Raw genomic sequence first — 24,745 nt, 5'->3', positions numbered from 1 at the left:
ATCCTAAGGAGCTGATAGGATTGGTGTGCGAGATACAGAGGGTGCGTGTAGCAACTTCACCCCTTGTCTTTTCGGTCACTCCCAATGAGTCCTCCGTGCGAATGAACTCCTTACAAGAGCGGTGAACTCAACCCAACCGGCTCAATCACACTAAGAGGAGCTCGGGCCTGACGAAGCCGATCACAAGAAATCCCGCCAGTACAGCGATCGCTGTGAGTCGCAGGGCACCAGAAGCCCGTCGTCGAGATTTTGGCAAGGACTCGGCAATGCCGGAGAGGACCATCCCAGCAGCAATAAATAGTGTGGCATAGTAGAGCGTCGCCCCTTTTAGAATGACGTAGTACGCTTGCTGCCCGGCTATCAGAAGTGCGCCACAGAGAAAAACCAGTCCAACCCCTCTAGAGGGCTCGCCGAACACGGTCTCATCGATAATGGAGGGCATCAAGCGTGTTGTCTCCGGCGACGTTCAAATATTGCTGGGTTTGTGTACCCGCCGCTAAGACGAGTATAGTGTGGTCGTGAAACGGTGCTGATGGCGCTGACCGACTCGCGCTGTGTATTCAGCATAGCCTCTCCAAACTGTCAGCATCTGAGGATTTCAACAGAGCCAAACGATTCGAAATCATACTGAATCGCTGCTGAACCCCGAGGAGTCGGTGATTATCTATCGCGTTGGGGCTGCTCAATACGTCGACCGGACGGTTATCGGCGACGACCCGACTGACGATGCGCGGTTTCTGTAGCTTCGACCCCCGGGGGTTTGGGGATGATTGGGGGTCGACGGAAACACTTGAGTGGGAACGGGGTGTAGGAGGGCTATAGTGGCCGGATTGGCCATGGTTACAGACGAACCCTAGTTGGGTTGAAGCAGCATCTCTGACGACGGGTCGGACCTGAGCGGTTGTTACAGACGAACCGATTGGGATTAAAGCAACACTCACGCACCGACCAACACGAGTTCCTTCGATAGAGACAGCTGAACCCGCTACACCCGGTCAGAAAAGAACGCAGCCAGCTCTCGTGTCGCACGCTGCTCGCGGTCGCGGCGTTCGTCGTGCGTGATTTCTTCGACACCCTCGGGAACAGCCCTGTCGAACTGGTCGTAGTAGCCCGCTGGAACGACCCAATCGTTGTAGTAGTTCGGTCGCTCGCGCTCGATAATCGACCGTGCGACGCGTGCTCCGTCACCGGCGTTCACGAGCGCCTGGTGATATGTTTCGGTGATTCGACCTGCGGCATAGACCCCGTCGACGGTGGTCTCGCCGTCGTCGTCGGTTACGACCACCTCGACATCGCCCGGGTGTTCCTCTTGTACAGTCTCGACACCAAGCGGAGAGAGGTAGTCGGTCTCGGCCCACGAGGTCGCGAGAACGTAGCGAACGTCGAACGCCGCATCTCGGCTGTGAACGCGGAATCCGTCACCGGAGGGGTGCTTCGAGATACGTTCGACCGCCGTTTCGACTCGTTCACACCCGACCGCGTCGGTGTGCTCGTGCATCAGGTCGCGGAATGCGGCTGGCGAGATACCGGCCGGAAAGCCGAGATAGTTTTCGAGGAACGCGCACTTCCGAAGCGCGGAGCGGCCGTGGTCGAAACAGAGGACGTCGAAGTCGGCGCGAGCCAGAAAGACGCCGGCTGCCGAACCGGCCGGTCCGCCGCCGACGATGGCGATGTCGTCGCTGTCGGGCGTCTCAGTGTTGGGGCTGTCAGTCATGGTCGGTTTGCGTTGGTCATGTCCGGTTGGCCAGTCGCTCTTTCAGAGGGTGCGTCACTGCGGTGGTCGTCACCGCCGTGGTCGTCACTGTCGCGGTCGCTCGTGGCATCCGGTGCATGAAGGCACCGAACGCGGGTGCCGCCAATCGCCTCGAACTCGGGGCGGCGCTCGGTGCACGCCGCCGTCGCCGCGGGACAGCGTGGATGGAACGAACACCCAGTCGGTCGATTCGTTGGGTCTGGAGGGTCGCCGTGGAGTGGGTTCGGTGGGTCGTCTCTGGGGTCGTCACTCGGAATCGCACCGAGGAGCGCGTCGGTGTAGGGGTGATTCGGCTGGTCGAAGAGCTGCGTTGCTGGTCCCGACTCGACAATCTCACCGGCATACATGACAGCGACCCTGTCGGCAAGATACCGGACGACGTCGAGGTCGTGCGAGATGAACACGTATCCGACGCCGAACCGGGTTTGAACGTCGGCGAGCAGGTTCAGAATCGTCGCTTGGGTCGCGACGTCGAGTCCAGAGACGGGTTCGTCGAGGACGATTACGTCGGGGTCGTGTGCAAGGGTGCGAGCGAGCGCAACGCGCTGGAGTTGCCCACCAGATAGTTCTCGGGGATAGCGGTCGGCAAGTTGTGGTGAGAGGTCGACGCTGCGCAACAACCCAGCGACGTCGTCGAGGGCAGAATCGAAGGTGGAGTGAGAGGGGGAAGTGGAGTGAGTGGCAGAGTTGGAGTAAGAGGGAGAAGTGGAGTGAGTGGCAGAGTTCGAGTGAGTGGCAGAGTTGGAGTAAGAGGGAGAAGTGGAGCGAGAGACAGAACTTGGGCCGTCGAGCGCCTCCGAGAGCGACCGACGGACCGGCCACCGAGGGTCGAAACTCCCGCGAACGTGCTGGAGCACGACGCCGATTCGGCGGCGCTGGGTTGGCGACCGCTCCGCGAGCCCGCCAACGGGAGTCCCGTCGAGGAGCACCTGTCCGCAGTCGGGCGTGAGTTGGCCAGTGAGGAGTTTGGCGAGCGTCGATTTTCCGCAGCCACTCTCGCCGACGACACCGACGGTCTCGCCGCTGTGAACAGCCAGCGACGCGTCACAGACCGCTTTCGCAGTCGAGGTGCGACCACGCAAGCGGTCCAAGAGCGACCGCTCGCCCGAAAACGACTTGGAGACGTTCTGCAACTCGATTACCGGAAGCTCCGACTCCGGTTTGCTCTCGCCCTCTACACGCTGTTTCACGCCGTCAGAGAGAGTCACGTTCTGCACCTCCATCTGGCATCGGTGGCGCCTGTCGATGAGGCGATTCAGCGGACGCATCGAGCGGTGCTTCCACGCAGGCCACGCGATGCCCGTCGTCGAGTTCGGTCGTCGGGATACGACCCTCGCGACAGGTCGGCGTCGCGTGCTGACAGCGGTCGGCAAACGGGCAGGCCTCGTGGCCACCGAGAGGGTCTGGTGGGCTCCCCTCGGCCGACCGAACCCGTTCACCCGGCTCACTGTTTCGAACCGAACACGAAAGCAGAGTTCGAGTGTAGGGGTGCGCCGGTTCGGTCAGCACCGTCTCGACCGGGCCGGATTCCATCACCTGCCCGCCGTACAGCACGACGACGCGGTCGCAGGTCTGTGCGATGACGCCGATGTCGTGAGAGATGAGGAGGATACCGAGGTCACGCTCGTCTCGGAGCGTGCGAAACCGTCGGAGGATGTCGGCCTGCGTCGTCGTGTCGAGCGCCGTCGTCGGCTCGTCGGCAATCAGGAGCGACGGCTCGCTCGCCAGCGCGATAGCGAGGACCGCACGCTGACGCAGCCCGCCAGAGAACTCGTGTGGATACGCCGACGACCGGGATTCGGGGTTCGGAATGTCCATCTGGTCCATCAACTCGATGGCGCGTTCGTGTGCGTCCGACCACGCCGACCGGTTTCGGAACAGCGGCACGCCGAGGAAATCGAGGAGTCGCTGTCGCTTTTCTGTGTCGTGAATCCGAACCGCTTCGGCAATCTGTTCGCCGACCGAAAACACCGGATTCAGCGTCTCGGTCGGGTCCTGAAACACCATCGAGATATCGGACCCGCGAATCCGGCGAAGCGCCGACTCGTCGGCGGTCGTCAGGTCGGTCCCGTCGAACGTGACCGTCCCGTCGACGATTTGTCCCGGGTCTTCGAGGCGACAGATCGACCGCGCCGTGACGGACTTGCCGCTCCCGCTCTCGCCGAGGATACCGACGATTTCGCCGCGGTCGACGGCGAACGATGCGCCATCGACGGCGTGGACAGTCCCGCGGGTGGTGTTGAACTGAGTATGCAGGTCTTCGACGCGGAGGAGTGGGTCGCTCATCTGTTCAGAGTTGCTCCATCTGCGCCGACTGCGTCGGCGAAAGCACGTCTCTGAGGCTGTCACCGAGGAGGTTGAACCCGAGGACGGTAATCATGATACAGACGCCCGGGGCGTTGACGAGCCACCACGCCTGCTGGAGATACGTGCGCCCAGAGGCGAGCATCGTCCCCCACTCGGGCGTCGGGGGCTGTGCGCCCAGCCCGATGAACGACAGCCCTGCGGTCCCGAGAATGACGCCGCCGATATCGAGCGTCGCGAGCACGACGACCGGAGCGACGACGTTCGGAATCAGGTGCCGAACGACGACGTGTGTCCGGGACCGGCCGAGCAATCTGGCGGTGGTGACGAACTCCCGGTTTCGAAGCGCGAGGACGTTGCTTCGGACCAGTCTGGCGTACGACGCCCAGCCGACGACGGCCAGCGCGAGCATCACGTTCACGAGACTCGGCCCGAGAACGCCGGCGATGACCAGCGCGAGCACGATTCCGGGGAACGCCAACAGCGTGTCGACGAGTCGCATCAACGCTTCGTCGACCCAGCCGCCTGCATAGCCCGCGACGAGGCCGACTGCGGTGCCGACGACGAGTCGGACGCCCGTCACGGCCACGGCGATTCCGAGCGACAGTCTGGCCCCGTACAACAGTCGCGTGAGTACGTCGCGGCCGAGTTGGTCGGTCCCGAGTGGGTGGGTCGGCGACGGCGGTTCCAACTGGTGAGCGAGGTTCTGCTCGACTGGGTCGTACGGCGACACGAGCGGGCCGAACACGGCGGCCACGACCAGCGAGAGGACGACGACGACACCGACCTGTGCGAGGCGGTTCGACCGAATCGTATCAGTCAACCGACTTCGGCTGTCGGCTGTGCGTTGCTGGGGGTCAGATTGAGCGGCGCTCACGTCGGCTCACCTCCGAAGTCGATTCGCGGGTCGAGTCGGCTGTACGTCAGGTCGACAGCGAAGTTCGTCACCACGAAGATGACGCCGATGAGCAGCGTCACCCCCTGTACGACCGGGTAGTCGCGTGCGAAAATCGCGTCCACCAAGAGCGTCCCAAGTCCCGGTCGTTGGAACACCACCTCGACGACGACGGCCCCGTTGAGGACGTAACTCAACTGGAGCCCGATAATCGTCACGACGGGGACGAGCGCGTTCCTGAGTGCGTGTTTGTAGACGACGATTCGCTCGCGCAACCCCTTCGACCGGGCGGTTCGGATGTACGCGTCGTCGAGCACGTCGAGCATCGCCGTTCGAACTAATCGGGCGATGACGGCGGCCATACCGGAACCAAGCGTCAACGCCGGCAAGACCAGATATTCGAGCCCACCCGCACCGGCGACGGGAAACAGGTCGAGCCAGAGCGAACAGACGATGATGAGCAGATAGCCGAGCCAGAAGTTCGGCATCGAGACGCCGACGAGCGCGCCAAATTGCGCGGCGTAGTCGGTCTGGCTCCCCGGCTCGACCGCGCTCGCGATTCCGGCTGGGACGGCAATCGCGACCGCGACGAGCATCGACGCGACCCCGAGTGCGATAGTGTTCGGGAGCCTCGTGGCTATCATCGCGGTGACCGCTTGGTCGCTGTAGTACGACTGTCCGAGGTCGCCGCGAACCGCGTTGCCCACCCAGCGAGCGTACTGGACAGGAAACGGGTCGTCGAGACCCTTGGCAGCACGGAACTGCTCGACCGCCTCCTGTGACGGGGTCTGGCCGCCCATCTGCTGAGTCAGAATCGTTCGCGCCGGGTCACCGGGCGTGACGAAGATGAGCCCGTAGGTGAGCACCGAGACGCCGAAGAGCACGACGAGCATCGTTACCAATCGTCTGGCCAGTTTCCAGCCGTTCATCGTTGCCGTGTGACGTTCTCCAGATGGTAGCAGGACTCGGTCGGGTGCGGGCGATAGCCGTCGATATCGGCACGTGTTCCGACGACGTTCGTATAGTACGTGAGCCAGCCAATCGGGACCTCACGGTGAACGATGCGTTGGACCTCGGCGTATCGTTCGAACCGTTCGTCACGGTCACTCGTGCGCCGCGCCTCTTCGAGGAGTCTATCGACCGTCTCGTTTTCGAAGCCGCTGAACATCGTCGTCGCCTCCGAGTGGACGAAGTCTGACAGTCGGTCCGGGTCGGGATACCACAGTACCGAACTCGACCAGAGTACGGCGTCGAAGGAGCCGCTTTTCGCCTGCTCTTTTATCGTCGCCGACTCCATGAGCGTGACCTCGACGTCGAACCCGACTTCCTGAAGCTGTCGCTGTATCACCTGTGCGATTGTGGGGAGCTTCGGACGAGAGTTGTAGGTCCAGATGGACACAGAGAGCGATTCTCCGTCGCGAGTTCGGGTCTCACCGTCCTGTTCCCAGCCTGCCTCCGAGAGCAGACTTCGCGCACGCTCCGGGTTGTACTCGTACGGTTCGAGGTCGTCGACCGCCCAATCCGTGATGTTCGACGGGAACGGGCCGACTGCCGCCGAGCCGAGGCCACTCAGGATATTCTCGACGATTGCGTCGCGGTCGACCGCGTGCATGACCGCGCTGCGAACGCGCCTGTCCGAAAACGGAGACGAGTCCACGTCGAAGACGAGGAACCGTGCCCGCGGAATCTCGTACGTGTGGGCGGTGAGGTTGGCGCGTGATTCGAGGGTGTCGGCCGTTTCGTTCGGGAGGATTCGAGCCATGTCTAGCTCGTCGTTCTCGAGTTTCAACCGCCGTGTCTGGTCGTCGGTGATTCCCTCGTAGATGAGCGTCTCGACCCGAGGGGGCACGCCGTGGTAGTCGGGGGTGGCCGTCGCCGTGATACTGGACCCTTGTCGCCAGCGTTCGAACTGGAAGGGGCCGGTTCCGATTGGCTCGCTGACCGACCCATCGTCGGCGATGGCGGCCGGTGAGACGAGACACGTCGTGCCCCGGGTACAGTGTGCCGGGAGTGGCGAAAACGGCGCGTCCGTCCGAATCACGACTGTCTGGTCGTCGGCCGCCTCGACTGATTCGACAGGCACGGAAGCCATCGAACTCGACTCGAACGCCCGCCGAAGCGAGGGGAGTGCGGTGGTCGCCGTGAGGTCGGTCCCATCGTGGAACGTCACCCCCTCACGGAGGTCGAATTCCCACGTCACGTCGTCGACTCGACGCCAGTCGGTAGCGAGACCGGGAGCCACTGTCGCGTCGTAATCGACAGTCAACAGCGGTTCGAGGACGCTGATGCGACGCCAGAGCCACCCGTTTACGACCGGGTCTAACGAATCCGGCGTCCACGGCGACCCCACGGTAATCGTGTCGGCTTCCGCATCGTCGCCACTGGGTGCCCCGTCGTCACCAGATACCCAGTCGCCACCGAGCGCCCAGTAGCCACCAAGACCGGACACGCCGGTTGCGAGTCCGAACAACGTCTGTCGTCTCGTAATATCAACCATTGATGTGCTTCGTCTCTATCGCTGTCATTCGGTTTCGGATTGATGCACTTGTCGAGTCGGCGGCGGACCACTCCCCCGTCTGGTTGGTTCGGCGCATGCTAGTCGCTCCGAGAGAGCCCAGACCAATCGGTCATCTTGCTGACTGGGTGGCCGTCGATTCCTGAGACGGTCGCTCGCCGGGCCAAGACGGATTCGTCGTAGTACAGCGGGATAACGGCACCCGTCTGGACGACTCGTTTCTGTACTGCACCGTAGTGCTCGCGCTTTTCGGCCACCGTCTCAGCTCGATAGCCGCGCTCGATGAGGCGGTCGACCTCGGGTCCGGGGTTGTAGATTCCAGTTCCATCTTGCTCGTGGCGGTTCCGGTTGTCGCTGCCCTCCGAGTGGAACATCGCCCGAACGAGGTAATCACAGGCGGCGCTGTTCGAGCCGAAACTGACGAGCGTCAGGTGTGCCTCGCCGGCGGTGAAGGTGTCGTAGAACGACGCCGGGTCGACCTGTCGAATCTCGCTCGCGACGCCGATGTCGTCGAACCACCCCGAGAGCGTCTGTGCGACCATCTTGTCGTCGGTGTTCTCGCTGTTAATCAGAATCGTGAGCGATTCGCCGCTGTAAGAAGAGTCCTCGACCAACTCCCGCGCCCGCTCTCTGTCGGGGCCGTACGTCGGGAGGTCGTCGTGAACAGCCCAGGGAATAACCGACGATATCGGCCCTCGGGCCGGTTTTCCCGTTCCGTTCAGGACGCGCTCGACAATCTGTCGTTGGTCGACCGCCCAATTGAGTGCCTTTCGAAGCTGTTCGTCGTCGGTCGGCGCGGTGTAGAGGTTGACCGCGACGAGTCCCGCCTCGGGAGTGAGTTGCGTCTCGATAGCCGTGTCGTCCGCGTCGGCAAGCGCCGCTGCTCGGCTCTTCGGGATTTGCTCCGCAATATCGACCGAACCCTTCTGAAGCGACAACACCCGCGTATTCGGGTCTTTGACCCACTCGAACGTGAGTTCTGTCGGGTCCACAGAGTCTCCACGGTAGTCCTCGTACGGCGTGAGCGTTATCGACTGCTCTTCTTCGACGTGTTCGACCTGGAAGGGCCCCGTTCCGACTGGTGTCTCGTCCGGGTCGGGATGCTGAATACCGAAGTAGTTGTGCGAAATCGTCCCCGGGAACGCGGGGAAGTGCTCCGTCGTCTGAAATCGGACCGTGGTGTCGTCGACTGCCGTGACGCCGTCGGGTTCGACACCAATCCACCCCGGAACCCACGACCACTGCTCGAAGACGCGGTCGAACGAGCTGACGACCGCGTCGGCGGTCAGTGAATCACCGTTGTGGAAGGTGACACCCTCGCGAAGCGAAAACTCCCACGTCGTCTCGTCGACGGCCTCCCACTCGGTCGCCAACAACGGTGCAGTCTTCATCTCCGCTGTCGTGTCCACGAGCGGTTCGAAGACGTGCGTGTAGTACGGCGTGATACCGCCGTAGATGTCCCACTTCTCTCGTGTCGGGTCGCGGGCGAGTGCGACACTAAACGACTCGGTAGAACTGGATTGCGAGTCGGTGTTGGCCCCCGTGCCAGAGTCGGAGCCGAGACTGAGTTGCGAGCCAGTACAGCCTGCAATCAGTCCAGACACACCAGCCGAGAGCCCGGCGAGAAACCGCCGTCTCGAAGAGCGCCTACGCATCGACAGCCCCCCGTGTGACAAATTTCTCAGCTGGCGCTACCGGAAAGCCACAGATTTGTACCCGAACGTCCTCGCTCGGAGAGACAGACGGAGGGTGTTCAGCAGACATACCAGACACGCGATGTGCCTCAGTAAAAACAACTTTGGTTTAGATAACTAAAATAGACTTGTGTGAGTGATATGAGAACATCTCTGCCACTCAACTTTCCGACGCGACGGGGGTAGGTCGACATGAGAGTTGCCCTCACGGCCCGAATCCAAGGAGTCTCACCGGCCATTCGTTCGATGTGAGGCTCCGCAAAGATAACCAAAACCGAAGGGATGGGGTGTCGTTATTGGCGGACGAGGTAGGGTGGAGCTTCGAGATTACGCGTCTCCGTTTCGAGTGGGAGTTCGATGACGAAGACGGCACCCTGTGGGTCGTTGTCTTCGACCCATACGTCACCGCCGTAGACAGACACCATCGTGTCGACGAAGAACAGACCGAAGCCACCACTCTCTCTGTTCGACTCTCCTCGGCGGAAGATAGCGTCTTTTTCGTCGTCGGGAACACCCTGACCGGTATCCGCGACGTGCGTTCTAACCGTCCCCGCCTCGTCGTCCACTTCGACCGTCACGGTGACGGTTAATCCGTCGCAGTCGTTGTGAATGACAGCGTTCGTGAGGACGTTGCCGAAGACTTCACTCAGCAGTTCGTCTCCTTTCACGTGTACTTCGTCGGGCACGCGCGTCTCGAAGGTGACACGAGGGTAGGTCTGTTGCACGCGTTCGACTTCCTCGGCGACGATAGTCGAGAGGTCGACGCTCGTCAGTGGAAGCTTCGACTGTCCGGTCAGCCGCTGGATGATAGCCCGCACGCGCTGGATGACGTCTACGACTTCGTCAGACCAGCGGAGAATCGTCTCGGCGGACCGGCGTTCCTCTTCGGTTTCGAGGTCCTCGGTGAGAAGCTCCGCGTGACCCCGAATGATTGTCATGCCGTTGAGCACGTCGTGTCGGAGGATGCTGTTGAAAAACTCGAGTTGGTCGCTACGGTACCGGAGTTCTTCCGCAGAGACGATAGCGCGTTCTGCTGCACGCTCGCGTTGGATAGCACGCGCTTCGATGATACCGATTACGAGTCCCCCAGCGGAACCCATCGCAATCGCGAATCTCACCCAGCCAAAGAAAAACGAGAGGTCGATTTCGGCGGGAAACACGCTGATGATAAAGAGGTTGATTCCCACATAGATGACCAGCCCAGCGAGAAGCCACCAACCGACTCGCGCGTATCGGGCTGGCTCTAAGGCGCTCTGTTCGAGCCAATAGCCTCCGTAGAGAAGACCGAGCACGAACGGGCTGGTGGTGACGATATACCCCAGAAAATCCGTCGACAGCAACCAGTCCACCCGCAGCTCACCGAGAACCGCCCACTCTCCGAGGACAGAGAACAAAAGCAACCCCCCGAACCCCATGATGAGCTGTGGAAGCTGCTTCACGCGGGACCCCAGAACGTGGCGCCGTTTCGACATTTAATAGTGAAAGTGTTTCCTGGAGAATGTATCTTTTGCCCAATATGTCGTCAGTGCCATCCACCAGCGGGATGCTTTCAAGACTTCTTTCGTCACTACGAATCATAAGCTGCGACGCCTTCGGGTATCGTCTACAGCCCCAATATCGGATACTTCTCACCCCTGCGAGCAGTCATATTATAATGGAGAGATGAGTACGACGAGAGTAGGTGACAGACACCACTGTCGACTCGGCTGATACATGACCACCAGTACACTCGTCGTCTCGTTCCTCGAACTCGGTATCGGGGGCGTTTGCTTCGTGATTACAGCGTTGTCCTGGCAGTACCGCGCGCGACCAGGCGGCTTTCCCCTCGTCGTGATGGCATTCTCGGCTGCCGTCTGGTCGGTTGCGGCAGGGGTGGCGTCGCTCATCGTCGCACCAGACGTAACGAGAGCAGCACAGACCGTCGTGTTCATCGTCATTGGCCCAACCGCGGTCGCGTGGTTCTACGTCGTCGTCGAGTACAGTGGACACGAGTGGTGGAAACAGAAGCCAGTCGTCGGAGGACTCCTCGGGTTCATCGGTCTCGAATGGGTAGGTATCCTCACAAACCCGCTGCATCACCTGTACGCGACAGGGACGAGTAACCTCCCACAGTCAGGACTGATTGACCCGACACCGGGTGTGATTCTCTACGGCTATACGCTGTTGCGGGTGACGCTCATGCTGATTGGTCTCAGCATCCTCTTGGAACGCTACGCGAGCGCCCGGGGCGTGAGCAAAATTCAGACAGCATCGCTTGTTTTCACCGGCGTACTACCTGTGTCGACCGGGTTTCTCGAATTGATGGACTTCGTTCGGATTCCGGGGTTAGATTTCAGTGTCATCGGCATCGTCCTCAGTTCGGGAATCGTGCTGTGGGCGCTGTTCTACGCCGACTTTCTCGAATTCGTTCCAGTTGCCCGAGAGACACTGTTCGAGAACATGACCGACCCGGTCGTCGCGGTCGATACCGACGGGCGCGTGGTCGACCTCAACGGCCGGGCGAAGTCGCTGTTCGACGTCGACGGCGACGCAATCGGAATGCCGACGACAGCAGTCTTCGAAGAGTACCCCCAACTCTCCACAGCGCCGGTCGGGACCTCGACAGAGCCAATCGAGATTACGGCCGAGGTCGATGGACTTCAGTACCAGTACGAACTGGCTGTCTCACCAATCGTCCCCCGAAGTGCTCACACCGCGACAGCCGAGGGCGCTCTCGATTCGTCGCTCGGCTTTCTCTTTGTATTCCGGGACGTGACGCTTCAAAAACAGCGAGAGCAGGCAATCGAGCGCAAGAACGACCGACTGGAACAGTTCGCGTCGGTCGTGAGCCACGACCTCCGAAATCCGTTGAACGTCGCCCAAGGGTGGGTCACACTGGCACGAGACGACAACGACAGTGAGAGTCTGGCCAAAGTCACGCAGGCACACGAGCGGATGGAACTCCTCATCGAGAATCTCTTGACGCTCGCCCGGTCTGGAAACGCGATAAGCGAGACCGAACCGGTCAACATCGCCGAACTCGCCCACACTTGTTGGCAGACCGTCGAGACAGCGAGCGCGACGCTGACTGTCGATACCGACGTGACAGTGCACGCCGACCCAACCCGTCTCCAAGAGCTAGTGGAGAACGTGCTGCGGAACGCAATCGACCACGGCGGAGAGAACGTGGCGATTACAATCGGTACCCTCGAAGACGACCGCGGATTCTACATCGCCGACGACGGCAGCGGAATCCCACTCGAAGCCAAGGAACGAATCTTCGAAAGCGGATACTCGACGGGGCAGGACGGAACAGGCTTGGGCTTAGCAATCGTCGCGGAGATTGCGACAGCACACGGGTGGAGAATCGGGGTCACGGACAGCGACGAGGGCGGGGCGCGTTTCGAATTTGTGACTGAACAGAGAGATTCATGAGCGGTGAATTCCCACGTTGGTCTCACTCCGGTTCCTGCTTCGGTCTGTCAGTTCGTGCGATGGCAGCAGTCGTCAATGTAGTTCATTGATGAGGCTCGTCCTCCTGCTGTTCTTTCAACACCCGACGGTTGGTGAAGTACCACCAACAGGGTGAACGACGGGCCGAGATAGGTGAGACTACTCGCGTGGCACGACCCCGGCCAACCACGACCCAGAGACCCGAGCGATGGGGAGCGTGCGGCTTACGGAGCGTGCGGCTTACGGAGCGCGCGTCTTCGAGCGCAGTGAACTACTGTCGCACCATTGAAACCCACTGAGGCCTTCGGTACGACATCGAGATGGACCGACGAACGTACCTCAGACTCGGTGGACTGGCCATGGGGACCGCACTCGCTGGCTGCGTCGGTGGCGTCGGTACTGGTTCGGACACCGAAACAGAGTCTACAGCGACTGGCCAATCAGAGTCCGAGAATGCGGAGCGCACAGACACTGTATCAACGGACCTCACAGCCGAACGCGTTGCGACGGGACTGACGTACCCGTGGGCGCTCGAATCGCTGCCCGACGATTCGCGTCTCCTCGTGACTGAACAGGGTGGCCAGTTGTTGCTCGTCGACCGCGAGTCGGGCGCGACGACGCACGTCGAGGGGACGCCCGACGTGTACGCACGCGGGCAGGGCGGGCTACTCGATGTCGCGCTCCACCCACAGTACCCAGACGAACCGTGGGTGTATCTCACGTATTCGGCTGCGCGAGACGACGGGACGTCGAGCACTCACCTCGGACGCGGACGCCTCGACGTAGATGCGGCGCGTATTACGGGGTTCGAACGACTCCACGCCGCCGCCCCGTTCGTCGACTCGACCGGCCACTTCGGGTCGCGAATCACCTTCGACAGCGACGAGCGACTGTACGTGAGCGTCGGCGACCGCCAGTTCAAAAACTTCGGACCGGACCACGTCGCACAGGACCCGACCAACGAACTGGGGGCGATACTGCGGTTCGAGGCCGACGGCTCGGTCCCCGCTGACAATCCGTTCGTCGACGACCCAGACGCCAGAGACACCATCTTCAGTTACGGCCACCGGAATCCGCAGGGGTTAGCCACCCACCCAGAGACGGGCGATATCTGGGAGACGGAGTTCGGTGAGCAAGACGGCGACGAAATAAACGTCCTCGAAGCCGGGGCGAACTACGGGTGGCCCGTCGCCGACGAGGGCTGTACCTACGGCAGCGGTGAGCCGATTGGCGTCTCGCACGCCGAGCGAGACGACGTCGTCGAACCGGTCTTCTCGTGGCCGTGCGGCAGCGGCGGGTTCCCACCGAGTGGGATGGCATTCTACACGGGTGATGCGATTCCGGAGTGGCAGGGCGACCTCTTCGTCGCTGGTCTCGCCTCGCAGTATCTCGCGCACTTCACCGTCGACGGACAAACCGTAACCGAGGCCGAACCGCTGTTGGCCGACCGCGGATGGCGTATCCGGGACGTACTAGCCGTCCCCGATTCGGGTGACCTCTACGTCGTCGTCGATGCCGAGAAGGCACCTCTCGTCAGAATCAGTGTGGACCGAGAGTAGTCGGTAACAGACCCGTGTGAGCCGAGAGTAGTCGGTAACAGACCCAATTCTTAAGCGACCGCGTGCCTCGCATACACGACGCTCCGCCCGGCAGTTTCAGTTCGTCGAAATTCACCGAATGCTTATACGACAAAATCCCCACAAGTAGGTCGTATCAATGTCGCACACGGGGGAGCACACAGAGGAGGCGTTCTGGCGGCACCTCAACGAAGCCGCAATCGTCGTCGACAGTCAGAGCGAGACCGTTCACGATGTCAACTCGGTCGCTTGCGACCGTCTCAAGTATCCCGCCGAGAAGCTGGTCGAACAAGATGTCGAAGTGCTGGTCCCCGACGGCGACAGCTCGACCGTTCGCAGACTATTGAAAAACGGAAGCAGTGACCGCGTTACGGTCTCGTTGCGCCGAGGGGACGAGACCAGCTACCGAGCCGACGTCTCGGTCTCGAAGCTCCCGCAGCGAGACAGCGACCTGCGGCTGTTACTGGCTCGGGAGGCAGACACAACGTCGCAAGAAGGCGCGACGACAGGCCAGTCGAAGGTCGTGCTGAAGACGATTCTCGAAAACCTCACGCTTGGCACCCTCGTCGAAGACGAGAATCGCGATGTGTTGATGGTAAACGAGGCATTGGGAGAAGCACTCGGGGTCCCGTTAGACCCAGAGAGCATGATTGGACGCGACTGCGCACAGGCCGCCGAAGAGATGAAGGGGCTGTTCGCCGACCCCGAACGATTCATCGACAGCAACGACGAGTTCATCGAACAGCGAGAGCTCGTTCGAGGCCAGGAACTCGAACTCGCGGATGGCCGGACCATCGTCCGTGATTACGTCCCCTACGAACTCCCGAACGGCGATGCGAACCTCTGGATATATCGGGATATCACCGCACAGAAGCGCCGCGAGAAGGAGCGAGATCGCCATCAGAACCTCCTCAGACAGCTCCAAGAGGTGGCTGAAATCGGCGGGTGGGAAGTCGATTTCAGGACGGACGAACTCACGTGGACAGAAAAGACGTACGAGATTCACCGCCTGCCGGCCGACGCGGACATCGACCTCTCCGACGCTATCGAGTTCTACCACCCTGACGACCGTGAGGCGATACGAGACGCCTTCGAGCGACTCCGCTCCGACAACACGCCCTACGACCTCGAACTTCGAATCGTGACGACCGACGATGCGGTTCGCTGGGTCCGCGCCCGCGGTGAACCGTGGGTCGTCGACGGGGAGACGGTGGGTGCCCGGGGAACGTTCCAAGACATCACCGAACGAGTCCACCGCGAACAGCGGGTCGAAGACCAACGAGATAGTCTGGAGGTTCTCAATCAGGTGATTCGCCACGACATCCGAAACGACCTCCAACTGGTACTCGCGTATGCCGACCTGCTCGACGAAGAGTTAGACGACGACAACGAGCATCTCGACCGCATCAGTTCGGCAGCCCGACACTCTGTCGAGGTCACAGAGAACGCACAGATGATGGCTGGAATCTTCCTCGGTGACGACCAGGAGTACGGGCCGACCAGCCTCGTGTCCCTCCTTCGCGACGAACTCGACCACCTGTGTTCGACGTTCGCCGACGCGAGAATCGAGGTTTCCGAACCACTTCCAGACGTGACTGTGTGGGCGAACGAGATGCTACGCCCGGTCGTCCGAAATCTCGTCGGCAACGCAGTCCAGCACAACGACAAAGACACTGCCGAGGTGACAGTCGACGTTCGACCGGCAGACGAGACGGTCCAATTGCGCGTTGCGGACAACGGTCCGGGAGTGCCGCCAGAGCGACGTGAAGCGGTGTTCGGAAAAGGAAACAAAGGACTGGAAAGCGGTGGAACAGGATTGGGACTGTACCTCGTCAAGACGATTGTCGACAGGTTCGATGGCACGGTCTGGATTGAAGACAACGACCCCGAGGGCGCGGTGTTCGTCGTCGAGCTACCGAAACACGGCTAACCGTCAACTGATTTCCCCCGATACTGAGTGAACATCAAACATTCACGCTGATAATAGCAGTTCTCGACTACTTTTTTATGTTATCAAACCACATACGGACTATGGACATCCGTGAGGCCACGACAGCAGACATCGATGGCATCCGAAGCGTTGCACACGACTCACTCGTTGCGTCGTACGGCCACGCACTCGACGAGGACGTCATCGAAACCTCGGTCGACGAGTGGTACGGCGGTGGGCTCACAGATGAGCTCGACGACGATGACGCGCTCTTTCTCGTCTGTGAAGAGGACGGTGACGTCGTGGCTTTCTCGCAGAGCTACCTCGGCGGTGACGGCGTCGTTACTGGCCAAATCAGTTGGATACACGTCCACCCAGACCACCGCGGCCACGGCATCGGGGCTCGACTCCTCACCCGGACCGAAGAGGCGCTCGTCGACGAGGGGGCAACCCGACTGACGGGGAAAGTCCTCGAACTCAACGAACCGGGAGCCGAATTCTACGACCACCACGGCTACGAGGAGGTCGAAGGCCGCCGCATCGAACTCGGTGAGGAGCAGTACGACGAACGAGTCTTCGCCCGGTTCCCCGGAGCTGACGGTGACGTCGTGTCCCCGCTGGACCCCCACACGGTCGACGGGAAGACCGTCTACGTCGCGTTCGACGAGAGCGACCGCGGCTCACAAGCGCCGCTCTACGCCAGCTACGTCGACGAAAACTGCACGGAGCGGTACGGCTTCTTCTGTGGAAACTGCGAGAGCTTCGAAGTAACGATGGACTCGATGGGGAAGATCGTCTGCAACCAGTGTGGTAACAAGCGACGTCCGTCACGCTGGGACTCGGCGTATCTCTGAGGTCGCTGTCGGTACACTACCCGGTCACTTTTTTCGGCTGCTGTGGAGCCTCGTTTCACCCTGTACTGCTTCGTTAGTGCCGCCTCACCGCGACTCACTCGTCTCGTTCGACGAGTCGTGAAATAGTGAACACATATTTCTTCGCCATTAGAACTTTCAATCATGACGGATAACAGAGCGTCAGATGTCTGATAGACAACGCCACTCAAATGGCAACGAGCCAGAATTCAGCAGACGACAATTTCTCGGCGGCCTCACCTCAGTCGCCGCGGCATCGTCGTACACGCTAGACGTCCCCGACACAGTCGCGTCGACAGTGTCGAACGCCGACGACTCCCTCGTTCAAACCGTCTCGTCGCCAGACGGAGCGGTCACCGTGGAGTTCGACGTGGCGTCGGGGACGCCGACCTACGCAGTCTCGTACGACGGAACGCAGGTCGTCGAGCCGTCCTCGCTCGGGTTCGAATTCGACGGACAACCCAAATTCGGGGGCGACCTGACCGTCACCGGGACCGAGCGCCAGACAGTAGACACGCGATGGACCCCGGTCTGGGACCAGTACGACGAAATCGACGAACATTACACCGAACTCAGGGTTGGCCTCGCCGAGACAACCGGCACCGAGCGGAGCCTCACGGTCGAAATCCGTGCGTTCGACGACGGAGTGGGTCTCCGATACGTGTTCCCCGAAGACAGTGGGTTCGGCGAGTTCGTCGTCACTGCCGAGCGGACCGAGTTCGCCTTCGCCGGAGATTACACGTCGTGGTGGGTCGAAAACGACTTCAACAGCTACGAGTACGCCTACAAGGAGACTCCGCTGAGCGAAATCGGCGACCGAAGCCCCTTCGGTGGCGCGCACACTCCGATAACGATGAAAGCCGACGACGAGACGTATCTCAGCGTCCACGAGGCGAGTCTCGTCGATTACGCGGCGATGGCTGTCGAACCCGCGTCCACCGGGTCGACGACGTTCGAATCGACGCTCGCACCGCTTCCCGACGGGACGAAGGTGACAGCGACCGCACCGCATACAACCCCGTGGCGGACGATTCAAGTCGGGTCGAGTCCGGGCGACCTCGTCGAATCGAACCTCGTCGTCAACCTCAACGAACCGCACGACTCCGCGAACTTTCCTCACGGAACCGACTGGATAGAGCCGCAGAAGTTCCTCGGCGTGTGGTGGCTCATGATTACCGGTCGTGCCGACTGGGAGTACCGCGGCCCCGAAACCGGGAACCACGGCGCGCAGACGAAGCGCATGAAGCGCTACATGGACTTCGCCAGCGAACACGGTATCCCGAGCGTCCTCGTGGAAGGGTGGAACGAAGGGTGGAGCACCTACCCCGGCGACGGCAGTGCGATGGACTTCGACGAGACGTATCCGGACTTCGACATCGAGGCGGTGACGGACTACGGAGACAGTCTGAACCCGCCGGTCAGGATGACCGCACACAACGAGACCGCAGGGAACATTTCGAACTACGAGTCGCAACTGGAGTCAGATTCGAGTCCGTTCGCGTTCTACGACTCGCTCGGCATCCACTCGATAAAGACGGGGTACGTCGCCGACAGCGGCGTCACCATCGACGGCGAGACGTACAACCACCACTGCCAACTCCTCGTCAACCACCACCGACTCGTCTACCGGGAGGCGGCCAAACACCGACAGATGCTGGAGGTTCACGAACCGCTCAAGCCGACCGGAGAGCGCCGGACCTTCCCGAACGTGATGACCCGAGAGGGCGTCCTCGGACAGGAATACGACTCCTTTGGCCGGGTCAGCCCGTCACACCACGTCACGTTCCCCTTCACCCGGATGCTCGGCGGCCCCGTCGAGTACACACCGGGAATCTTCGACACGGACTCGGGGTCCGGCGGCATCGAGACGACTCGCGCGAAGCAACTCGCCATGTACCCGACGTACTTCAGCGGCCTCCAGATGGTCGCCGACCTCCCGAGTTCGTACCTCGCAGACCGCGAAGAGACGGTCGAAGTCGGGGGCGTATCGCAGGCAGAAGACGCAGACCGAGACGGTTTCACGACGGCCGCGAAGTGGGCCGGTGCCTCCGGCGGAACGTACGTTCCTGTCGACCCGAACACCGTCGACAGCGGTGCCTCCCTGTCGTGGACGGTCGAAGACGTCGCAACCGCTGGTGAGTACGACCTTCACCTCCGGTATGCGAGCGACGCGACGAAGAACGCGGTGCCCGAGGGAACGCCCCAGACGGCGACCGTACGCGTCGGCGGCACTGCACAGCAGGTGACGTTCCCATCGACGACGTACTGGGACGAGTGGAGCACCGTCTCCGTTCGCGTTTCGCTGTCGGCCGGTTCGAACGAAGTCACCGTCACGCTCGGAGACGACGATACGGGCGGTTTCAACCTCGACTCGGTAGCAGTGACGGAACCCGACGCACCGATGCCAGACCCCGAGACCGACCCGACCCGCGGGCCGACCGTCGAGGCGTTCGACTTCATCGAGTCGGTTCCGGCCGGACCGTGGGACGACACTCGCGTCCTCGACGCCGAAATCGGGTCGTACTCGGTCGTCGCGCGAAAGCAGGGAGAAGAATGGTTCGTCGGGGCCATGACCGACGAAAACGGCCGTGCACTGGAGATTCCGCTCGACTTCCTCGACAGCGCGCCCGGGGTGCGCGAAGGCCACTCGTCGAATCCAGGGCGTTCGAATGGGAAAGGGCACGACAAATCAAACGGTAAGGGCCACCGCAAGTCGAATGGGAAAGGCCACAGCAAATCGAACGGTCTCGGTCACACGAAAGGGAAGTACGTCGCCGAACTGTACTCGGACGGCATCGAGGCAGCGTACGATGCGAACCTCGACGCGGTCCGAACCGACGAAGCCATCGTCACGGCCGAGACGACGATTCTCGCGTCGATGATAGAGACCGGTGGAACGGCGATTCGCTTCAGACCGGCTACCAACGAGGATTTAGAGCGGCTTCCGACGTACCAGCGACCCGAGCAGGATGTCGATGTCTCGATTCGAGACGACCCGTTCGTTCGGGCGACGTTCGTGACCGCGACGGGGTCGAACACCGGCGACTACATCGGTGGGACGACGGTCGAAATCGTCGTCGATGGCGAGGTCGAAGCGACCTCGAACGTCCGGTTCTCGCCGAGGGCGACTGACCAAGAAGACACGCTGTCGTACACCATCGACACGCCCGGAACCTACGACGTGGCCGTCCGAACCACAGACGGGCAAACGCTCGCCACCGAGACGGTGACGGTCAAACCGCCGGAGACCGTCGCGACGCTGTCGGACCCGGCGGGTGACGACGACGGGCCGGGGTCCTACACGTATCCGACCAATGGTGCCTTCAAAGACGGGGCGTTCGACCTCCAGTCGGTCACGGTCGAACAGACGCCGGACGAGTATCTGGTGACCTTCGAAGTCGAGAACCTGTACAACGCCTTCGGGAGCGGCCGTGGGTTCTCGCCGCAACTGTTCCTCCTGTGGGTTCGTGACCCGAGTAACTCCGGCGGTGCCGACGAGAGTCTCGACGACCTCGGGGCGAACGTCTCGTTCGAAGAATCGTGGCACTACCGCCTCGAAGTGAGCGGCTTCACCAAGAGCGCCGTCGATGCGACCGGGGCACCGCTCACCGACGAATCGGGCAGCACCATCGCGCTCACGGAGGAAGTCGATACCGAGGACAGCACCGTCAAACTGACGCTCAACCGGGCGGCCTTCGACGGTGTCGACGCGAAGGAATTGGAGGTCGTCGCCGCGGTGCAGTCCGAAGACCGCGGGTCGCTTCGCCCGGTCAGCGAGGAACGCGGTGCGTACGTCTTCGGCGGTGCGAAATCGGGTGCAGTCGACGATGCGCCGCTCGTTGCCGACGTCATCGTCCCCGACGAGGAGTCGCAGTCGTCCGTCCTCGACTACAGCGATGGTAGTCCGGCGACTCTCCCGTTCGTCTCGCTGGACTGAGAGCTATCGCGGCTCTCGCCGCGGGGCATTATAACGGAGGCTCAGCACAAGTCCAAACGCTCTCAACCGCAACAAAAAGTGTATTACTTCTAATCATTGAGTGGAAAACGATGCCCTCCAAACGAACCAGTTTCAGAACAAGACGACCACACCAGCACCCGAAAAGGGGGTCGAACTAATGCCGCGGTTTACACAACGCATCGCCGACGGTTGGGAACGTGCGCTCGATATCACCCCACTTACCCTGATTCCCGTCCTGTTCGCGTGTCTGGAGATAGATAAGATACAGTCGGTTCTCACACACGATGGAGTGTACTTCGGACTCCAATTCGGATTCCCTCACGCGGTCGGGACGATGTGGTCGTTCGTGAGTGTACCGACGACTGGGTACACAGTCAGGTTCGGCGTCGCTGACAGAGTGACACCGGCTGTCCTGCTTCTCGTGGGCGCAACAGCCGTCGTGAAAGCTGCCCTCGCGGCGGGATACTTCGGAAGTGTCGCGTCGTATCTAGAGCGAGGAGCCTACGACTTTCTCACCCACGTTCGCGCCTACTTCGTCCCGTTTCTCCTACTGGGCGTTCTTCCGTTACTCGTCTTGCTTCCACTCGCGGCCGGTGTCGGATTCCGCAGTGGGGGTTTCGGAGGCGGAATAGCCGCGTTATTCGTCGCTGCGATAGTCGTGTTTCTCGGTGTGTCGTACCTCTTTTACGCCACGCCGTATCTGCTCGTCCTTCGAGAACTGGGCCTCGTGGCAGCGCTGCAAGAATCGTACTCGCTGGCTGTTCGTGGCGGCCCGTACGTGAGCTACTTCCTCGGATACGTCGCGTTCACCGCGTGCGTCTCGCTGGTCGCATCCGCGATGGTGGTCAACATCCCGGTCGTCGGACTGCTCGTCGGTATCGTCGGTGGGGGCGTCCTTGGGCTTGCACTGAACATCGCGACGATGCGGTTCGTCGCCGACATCGACCCCGAGTCGCCGACACTCGTCGAGTGGGAACCATCCGACGACGACAGCAGTCACCCAGCGTAGGTGTAGGAGTACGTGTAGGCGCAGGAGCCTACGGCCGCCAAATCGCCGTCACGGTCCCGTCGTCGGTCTCGACGGTCCGATAGTCGAACCCCCGGTCGTCGAGTTTGGGGAAGAGGAACTTCGGCGCGCGGTCGTTCAGTTGGACGAAGACCGTCTCCGAGTCGAGTTCCGCGAGGCTGTTCATCGTCTTCGTCAGCGGTTCCGGGGGCGGGAGGTCGCGCGCGTCGAGGAATTCGATAGCCTTCCCGGTCGGTGCATCGGCCTCCTGCAGAAGCGGTTCCACATCCATGGTCGAAAATCGGCGGGAAATCGTAGATAGTTCTCCCCGAAGATGTTCGACGTGGGGGCTGCTGCGTCGAACACCGCGATAGGCGAACATGTTCGCCACGTGGTTCACTGGGTGTCGGTCGAAACAGTCGAGTGATTATGTCTCGTCCATCTCGCGGACCGGACCCCACCGCTATCGACACGAGTCGCCGTCCGTTCGTCCTCGTGTGGGAAGTCACACAGGCCTGTGACCTGGCGTGCGACCACTGTCGGGCGGACGCGACCCCGACGCGACACCCCGACGAACTGACCACCGAAGAGGGCAAGCGATTGCTCGACGAAGCCAGCGAGTTCGGTCCCGGGCAACTCGTGGTTCTCTCCGGGGGCGACCCACTGGCACGGTCAGACCTCACGGAACTCGTCGAGTACGGGACTGAACAGGGACTCAGGATGACGCTGACGCCCAGCGGAACCTCGTCGCTCACGCCCGAGACGGTTCGTGACCTCGGTGACGCCGGGATTCAGCGACTCGCTTTGAGTATCGACGGCGGGAGTCCGGCGGCCCACGACTCCTTCCGTGGCGAAGACGGGAGTTTCGAGCAGACAGTGCAAGCGGCCCGTGCAGCGCGGGCGGCCGGCGTGCCACTCCAGATAAACACGACCGTCTGCGCGCAGACAGCCGACGAACTCCCGGCGATTCGTGACCTCGTGGCCGACCTCGACGCGGTGCTCTGGTCGGTGTTCTTCCTCGTCCCGGTTGGTCGCGGTCGCATCCTCGACCCGGTGACTCCCGAGCGTGCCGAACGAATCCTCTCGTGGCTCACGGAGGTGAGTGAGGAAGCACCGTTCGGCGTGAAGACGACCGAAGCGCCCCACTACCGCCGCGTGGCGATTCAACGCCGCCGCGACTCGACCGACGCGCCTGACACAGACGGTATCGGCCGCCGACTGGGCATCATCGCCGGCAACGGTTTCGCCTTCGTGAGCCACACGGGAGACATCTATCCGTCGGGGTTCCTCCCGAAGTCGGCAGGGTCGGTCCGCGAATCGAGTCTCGTAGAACGCTACCGCGAGAGCGACCTGTTTCAGTCGCTCCGCGACCCGGACCAATTCAGCGGAAAGTGCGGCGCGTGCGAGTTTCGGCACGTCTGCGGCGGCAGCCGGTCCCGAGCATACGCTCACACCGGCGACCCACTGGCGAGCGACCCGCTGTGCGACTACGTCCCGACTGACTACGACGGTCCGATGCCAGCCGGTCGGGCGAGCGACGACTGACGAGATACGCCCCGAACATATTCGGGGTGATCGTCTGCTTGTCTCGGCGACGACGAACAACTGACGATGACATCTACTGGACTCAGCAGACGGCGGTTTACTGCACTCGTCGCGACGACTTCCATCTCGGCCGCACTCGCTGGCTGTACAGGTTCCAGCGGCGATGCTGCCTCGGACCCGGAGACGGCTGAGGCTCCAGCCGAGAACACGGAGACGAGCGACTCCTCGGGCAGTGATAGTGGTGCAGCAGGTGGAACGCAGAACTTCGACGGCTGGTTCGACGACGTCGAGAATTTCGACGGTGTCGTCGACGAGACTGGTTCGGACGCCGTCGAAGTCGATGTCGGCGTCGAGGCCAACGGCGGCGCGTTCGGCTTCGGTCCCGCGGCGGTCCGCGTTTCGAAGGGGACCACAGTCACGTGGACGTGGAACGGAAAGGGCGGCACCCACAACGTCGTCCACACCGACGGTGAGTTCGAATCCGAGCTCGTCGGCGACGAAGGTCACACGTTCGAATACACCTTCGAGAGCGCGGGCGTCTACAAGTACTCCTGTGTCCCCCACGAGACACTCGGGATGAAGGGGGCAGTGGTCGTCGAATAGCACCCGATATCGAGCAACTGGACGGGTCCCGCATCGTACGGCTTCTCCTATTTTTACAAACTAGAGGCTCCGCTGAATCCCTCAGAACTTGGCGGGGATACCGTGACACAGGCAGCGCGTGAGTTCAGAAAAGACTAGACCATTTTTTAGATATACTACACATCAACTGATAGTCGAGATGGGAATACTCATACAAATCGCGGCTCTGGGAACGATTCTATTTGGGATAGTATACGTGATGAGACCCAGAAGAGCACACGAGTTCGGACGTGATACTTCGCCTCCATCAAGCGAGAAGGTGTGGCTCTATCGAATACTCGGTGTTGGACTCATAGTAACCGGGTACTCCCACGTATTCTAAGAGAGCCGTAGAGTCGCCCATTTCACTACACAGCGTCTGGCCGACGTGCGCTCTGTATTCACCACGACCGCGAAAACCTATCACTGATTGAGGTTTCAACAGAGACAAATTATACAATTTTTACAAATTGTGGGAATTTTAGAATTTGTACAGTCTTTAGGATGTTCGAAAATCTGTAGAATGCAGGACTGCGCCTACAGTCTGGGAGGTGTCGAACACCCGAGTGTCGGTCTCGGTGCACTCTGTGCGAATTGGGAGGGACTCGGTGGTCTAGCTGGGTGACTGGTATTGGAACCGTCT

General features: G+C 61.3%; 18 protein-coding genes. 8 read left to right on the top strand and 10 right to left on the bottom strand.

Annotation, left to right across the window (positions count from 1 at the left end):
- Positions 1-145 precede the first annotated feature (145 nt).
- The 9 genes from KU306_RS18300 to KU306_RS18260 form a co-directional block, all read right to left on the bottom strand.
- The gene (locus tag KU306_RS18300; RefSeq protein WP_258303684.1) at positions 146-442 is read right to left on the bottom strand and encodes a DUF8011 family protein; all 297 of its coding nucleotides are present in this window, start codon (positions 440-442) and stop codon (positions 146-148) included.
- A gap of 543 nt (positions 443-985) precedes the next feature.
- On the bottom strand, positions 986-1,714 hold the full coding sequence (locus tag KU306_RS18295; protein ID WP_258303683.1) for an NAD(P)-binding protein: 729 nt from the start codon (positions 1,712-1,714) through the stop codon (positions 986-988).
- The gene (locus KU306_RS18290; RefSeq protein ID WP_309138760.1) at positions 1,711-2,943 is read right to left on the bottom strand and encodes an oligopeptide/dipeptide ABC transporter ATP-binding protein; all 1,233 of its coding nucleotides are present in this window, start codon (positions 2,941-2,943) and stop codon (positions 1,711-1,713) included. The genes KU306_RS18295 and KU306_RS18290 overlap by 4 nt, the downstream gene beginning before the upstream one ends.
- 4 nt (positions 2,944-2,947) lie before the next feature.
- The gene (locus KU306_RS18285; RefSeq protein WP_258303682.1) at positions 2,948-4,039 is read right to left on the bottom strand and encodes an ABC transporter ATP-binding protein; all 1,092 of its coding nucleotides are present in this window, start codon (positions 4,037-4,039) and stop codon (positions 2,948-2,950) included.
- 4 nt (positions 4,040-4,043) lie between these two features.
- Entirely contained in the window at positions 4,044-4,934 is an 891-nt protein-coding gene (gene nikC / locus KU306_RS18280) for a nickel transporter permease (protein WP_049918645.1), read from the bottom strand.
- Positions 4,931-5,881 carry a nickel ABC transporter permease gene (nikB, locus tag KU306_RS18275; RefSeq protein ID WP_258303681.1) on the bottom strand — a complete coding sequence of 317 codons (951 nt, stop codon included), beginning with the start codon at positions 5,879-5,881 and terminating at the stop codon, positions 4,931-4,933. Before nikB ends, nikC begins: the two co-directional genes overlap by 4 nt.
- Positions 5,878-7,449 carry an ABC transporter substrate-binding protein gene (locus KU306_RS18270; protein WP_007541355.1) on the bottom strand — a complete coding sequence of 524 codons (1,572 nt, stop codon included), beginning with the start codon at positions 7,447-7,449 and terminating at the stop codon, positions 5,878-5,880. Before KU306_RS18270 ends, nikB begins: the two co-directional genes overlap by 4 nt.
- A gap of 98 nt (positions 7,450-7,547) precedes the next feature.
- Positions 7,548-9,122: an ABC transporter substrate-binding protein gene (locus KU306_RS18265; protein ID WP_241429823.1), complete on the bottom strand. Its 1,575-nt coding sequence runs from the start codon at positions 9,120-9,122 to the stop codon at positions 7,548-7,550.
- Between the two features lie 332 nt (positions 9,123-9,454).
- Complete coding sequence (locus tag KU306_RS18260; protein ID WP_258303680.1) at positions 9,455-10,633, bottom strand: sensor histidine kinase; 1,179 nt, start codon at positions 10,631-10,633, stop codon at positions 9,455-9,457.
- Positions 10,634-10,874: 241 nt separating this feature from the next.
- On the opposite strand from KU306_RS18260, the gene KU306_RS18255 reads away from it, so the two are divergent.
- From KU306_RS18255 to KU306_RS18230, 6 genes are all read left to right on the top strand, one after another.
- Positions 10,875-12,575, top strand: a complete 1,701-nt coding sequence (locus tag KU306_RS18255) for a histidine kinase N-terminal 7TM domain-containing protein (protein WP_258303679.1) — start codon at positions 10,875-10,877, stop codon at positions 12,573-12,575.
- 338 nt (positions 12,576-12,913) lie between these two features.
- Positions 12,914-14,152, top strand: a complete 1,239-nt coding sequence (locus KU306_RS18250) for a PQQ-dependent sugar dehydrogenase (RefSeq protein WP_258303678.1) — start codon at positions 12,914-12,916, stop codon at positions 14,150-14,152.
- A gap of 157 nt (positions 14,153-14,309) precedes the next feature.
- Positions 14,310-16,100, top strand: a complete 1,791-nt coding sequence (locus KU306_RS18245) for a sensor histidine kinase (RefSeq protein ID WP_258303677.1) — start codon at positions 14,310-14,312, stop codon at positions 16,098-16,100.
- 101 nt (positions 16,101-16,201) lie between these two features.
- On the top strand, positions 16,202-16,954 hold the full coding sequence (locus KU306_RS18240) for a GNAT family N-acetyltransferase (protein ID WP_258303676.1): 753 nt from the start codon (positions 16,202-16,204) through the stop codon (positions 16,952-16,954).
- Between the two features lie 184 nt (positions 16,955-17,138).
- Positions 17,139-20,909, top strand: a complete 3,771-nt coding sequence (locus tag KU306_RS18235; protein WP_258303675.1) for a glycoside hydrolase family 97 N-terminal domain-containing protein — start codon at positions 17,139-17,141, stop codon at positions 20,907-20,909.
- Between the two features lie 178 nt (positions 20,910-21,087).
- Complete coding sequence (locus KU306_RS18230) at positions 21,088-21,939, top strand: hypothetical protein (RefSeq protein WP_258303674.1); 852 nt, start codon at positions 21,088-21,090, stop codon at positions 21,937-21,939.
- 28 nt (positions 21,940-21,967) lie between these two features.
- Here the strand turns inward: KU306_RS18230 and KU306_RS18225 are convergent, their stop codons facing one another.
- The gene (locus KU306_RS18225) at positions 21,968-22,228 is read right to left on the bottom strand and encodes a DUF2249 domain-containing protein (RefSeq protein ID WP_049918643.1); all 261 of its coding nucleotides are present in this window, start codon (positions 22,226-22,228) and stop codon (positions 21,968-21,970) included.
- A 137-nt stretch (positions 22,229-22,365) separates the two neighbouring features.
- Between KU306_RS18225 and KU306_RS18220 the strand changes: the two genes are divergently transcribed.
- Together KU306_RS18220 and KU306_RS18215 are read left to right on the top strand one after the other, a co-directional pair.
- A complete protein-coding gene (locus KU306_RS18220) occupies positions 22,366-23,481 on the top strand; it encodes a radical SAM protein (protein WP_258303858.1) in 1,116 nt (371 codons plus the stop codon).
- A 66-nt stretch (positions 23,482-23,547) separates the two neighbouring features.
- On the top strand, positions 23,548-24,084 hold the full coding sequence (locus tag KU306_RS18215; protein WP_007541332.1) for a halocyanin domain-containing protein: 537 nt from the start codon (positions 23,548-23,550) through the stop codon (positions 24,082-24,084).
- The last annotated feature ends 661 nt before the right edge of the window (positions 24,085-24,745 follow it).

The sequence above is a fragment of the Haloferax larsenii genome (genome assembly GCF_024730625.1).
Classification (GTDB): Archaea; Halobacteriota; Halobacteria; order Halobacteriales; family Haloferacaceae; genus Haloferax; species Haloferax larsenii.
The sequence above is the reverse complement of the archived record's forward strand: the minus strand, read 5'-3'. Positions and strand labels throughout refer to the sequence as shown.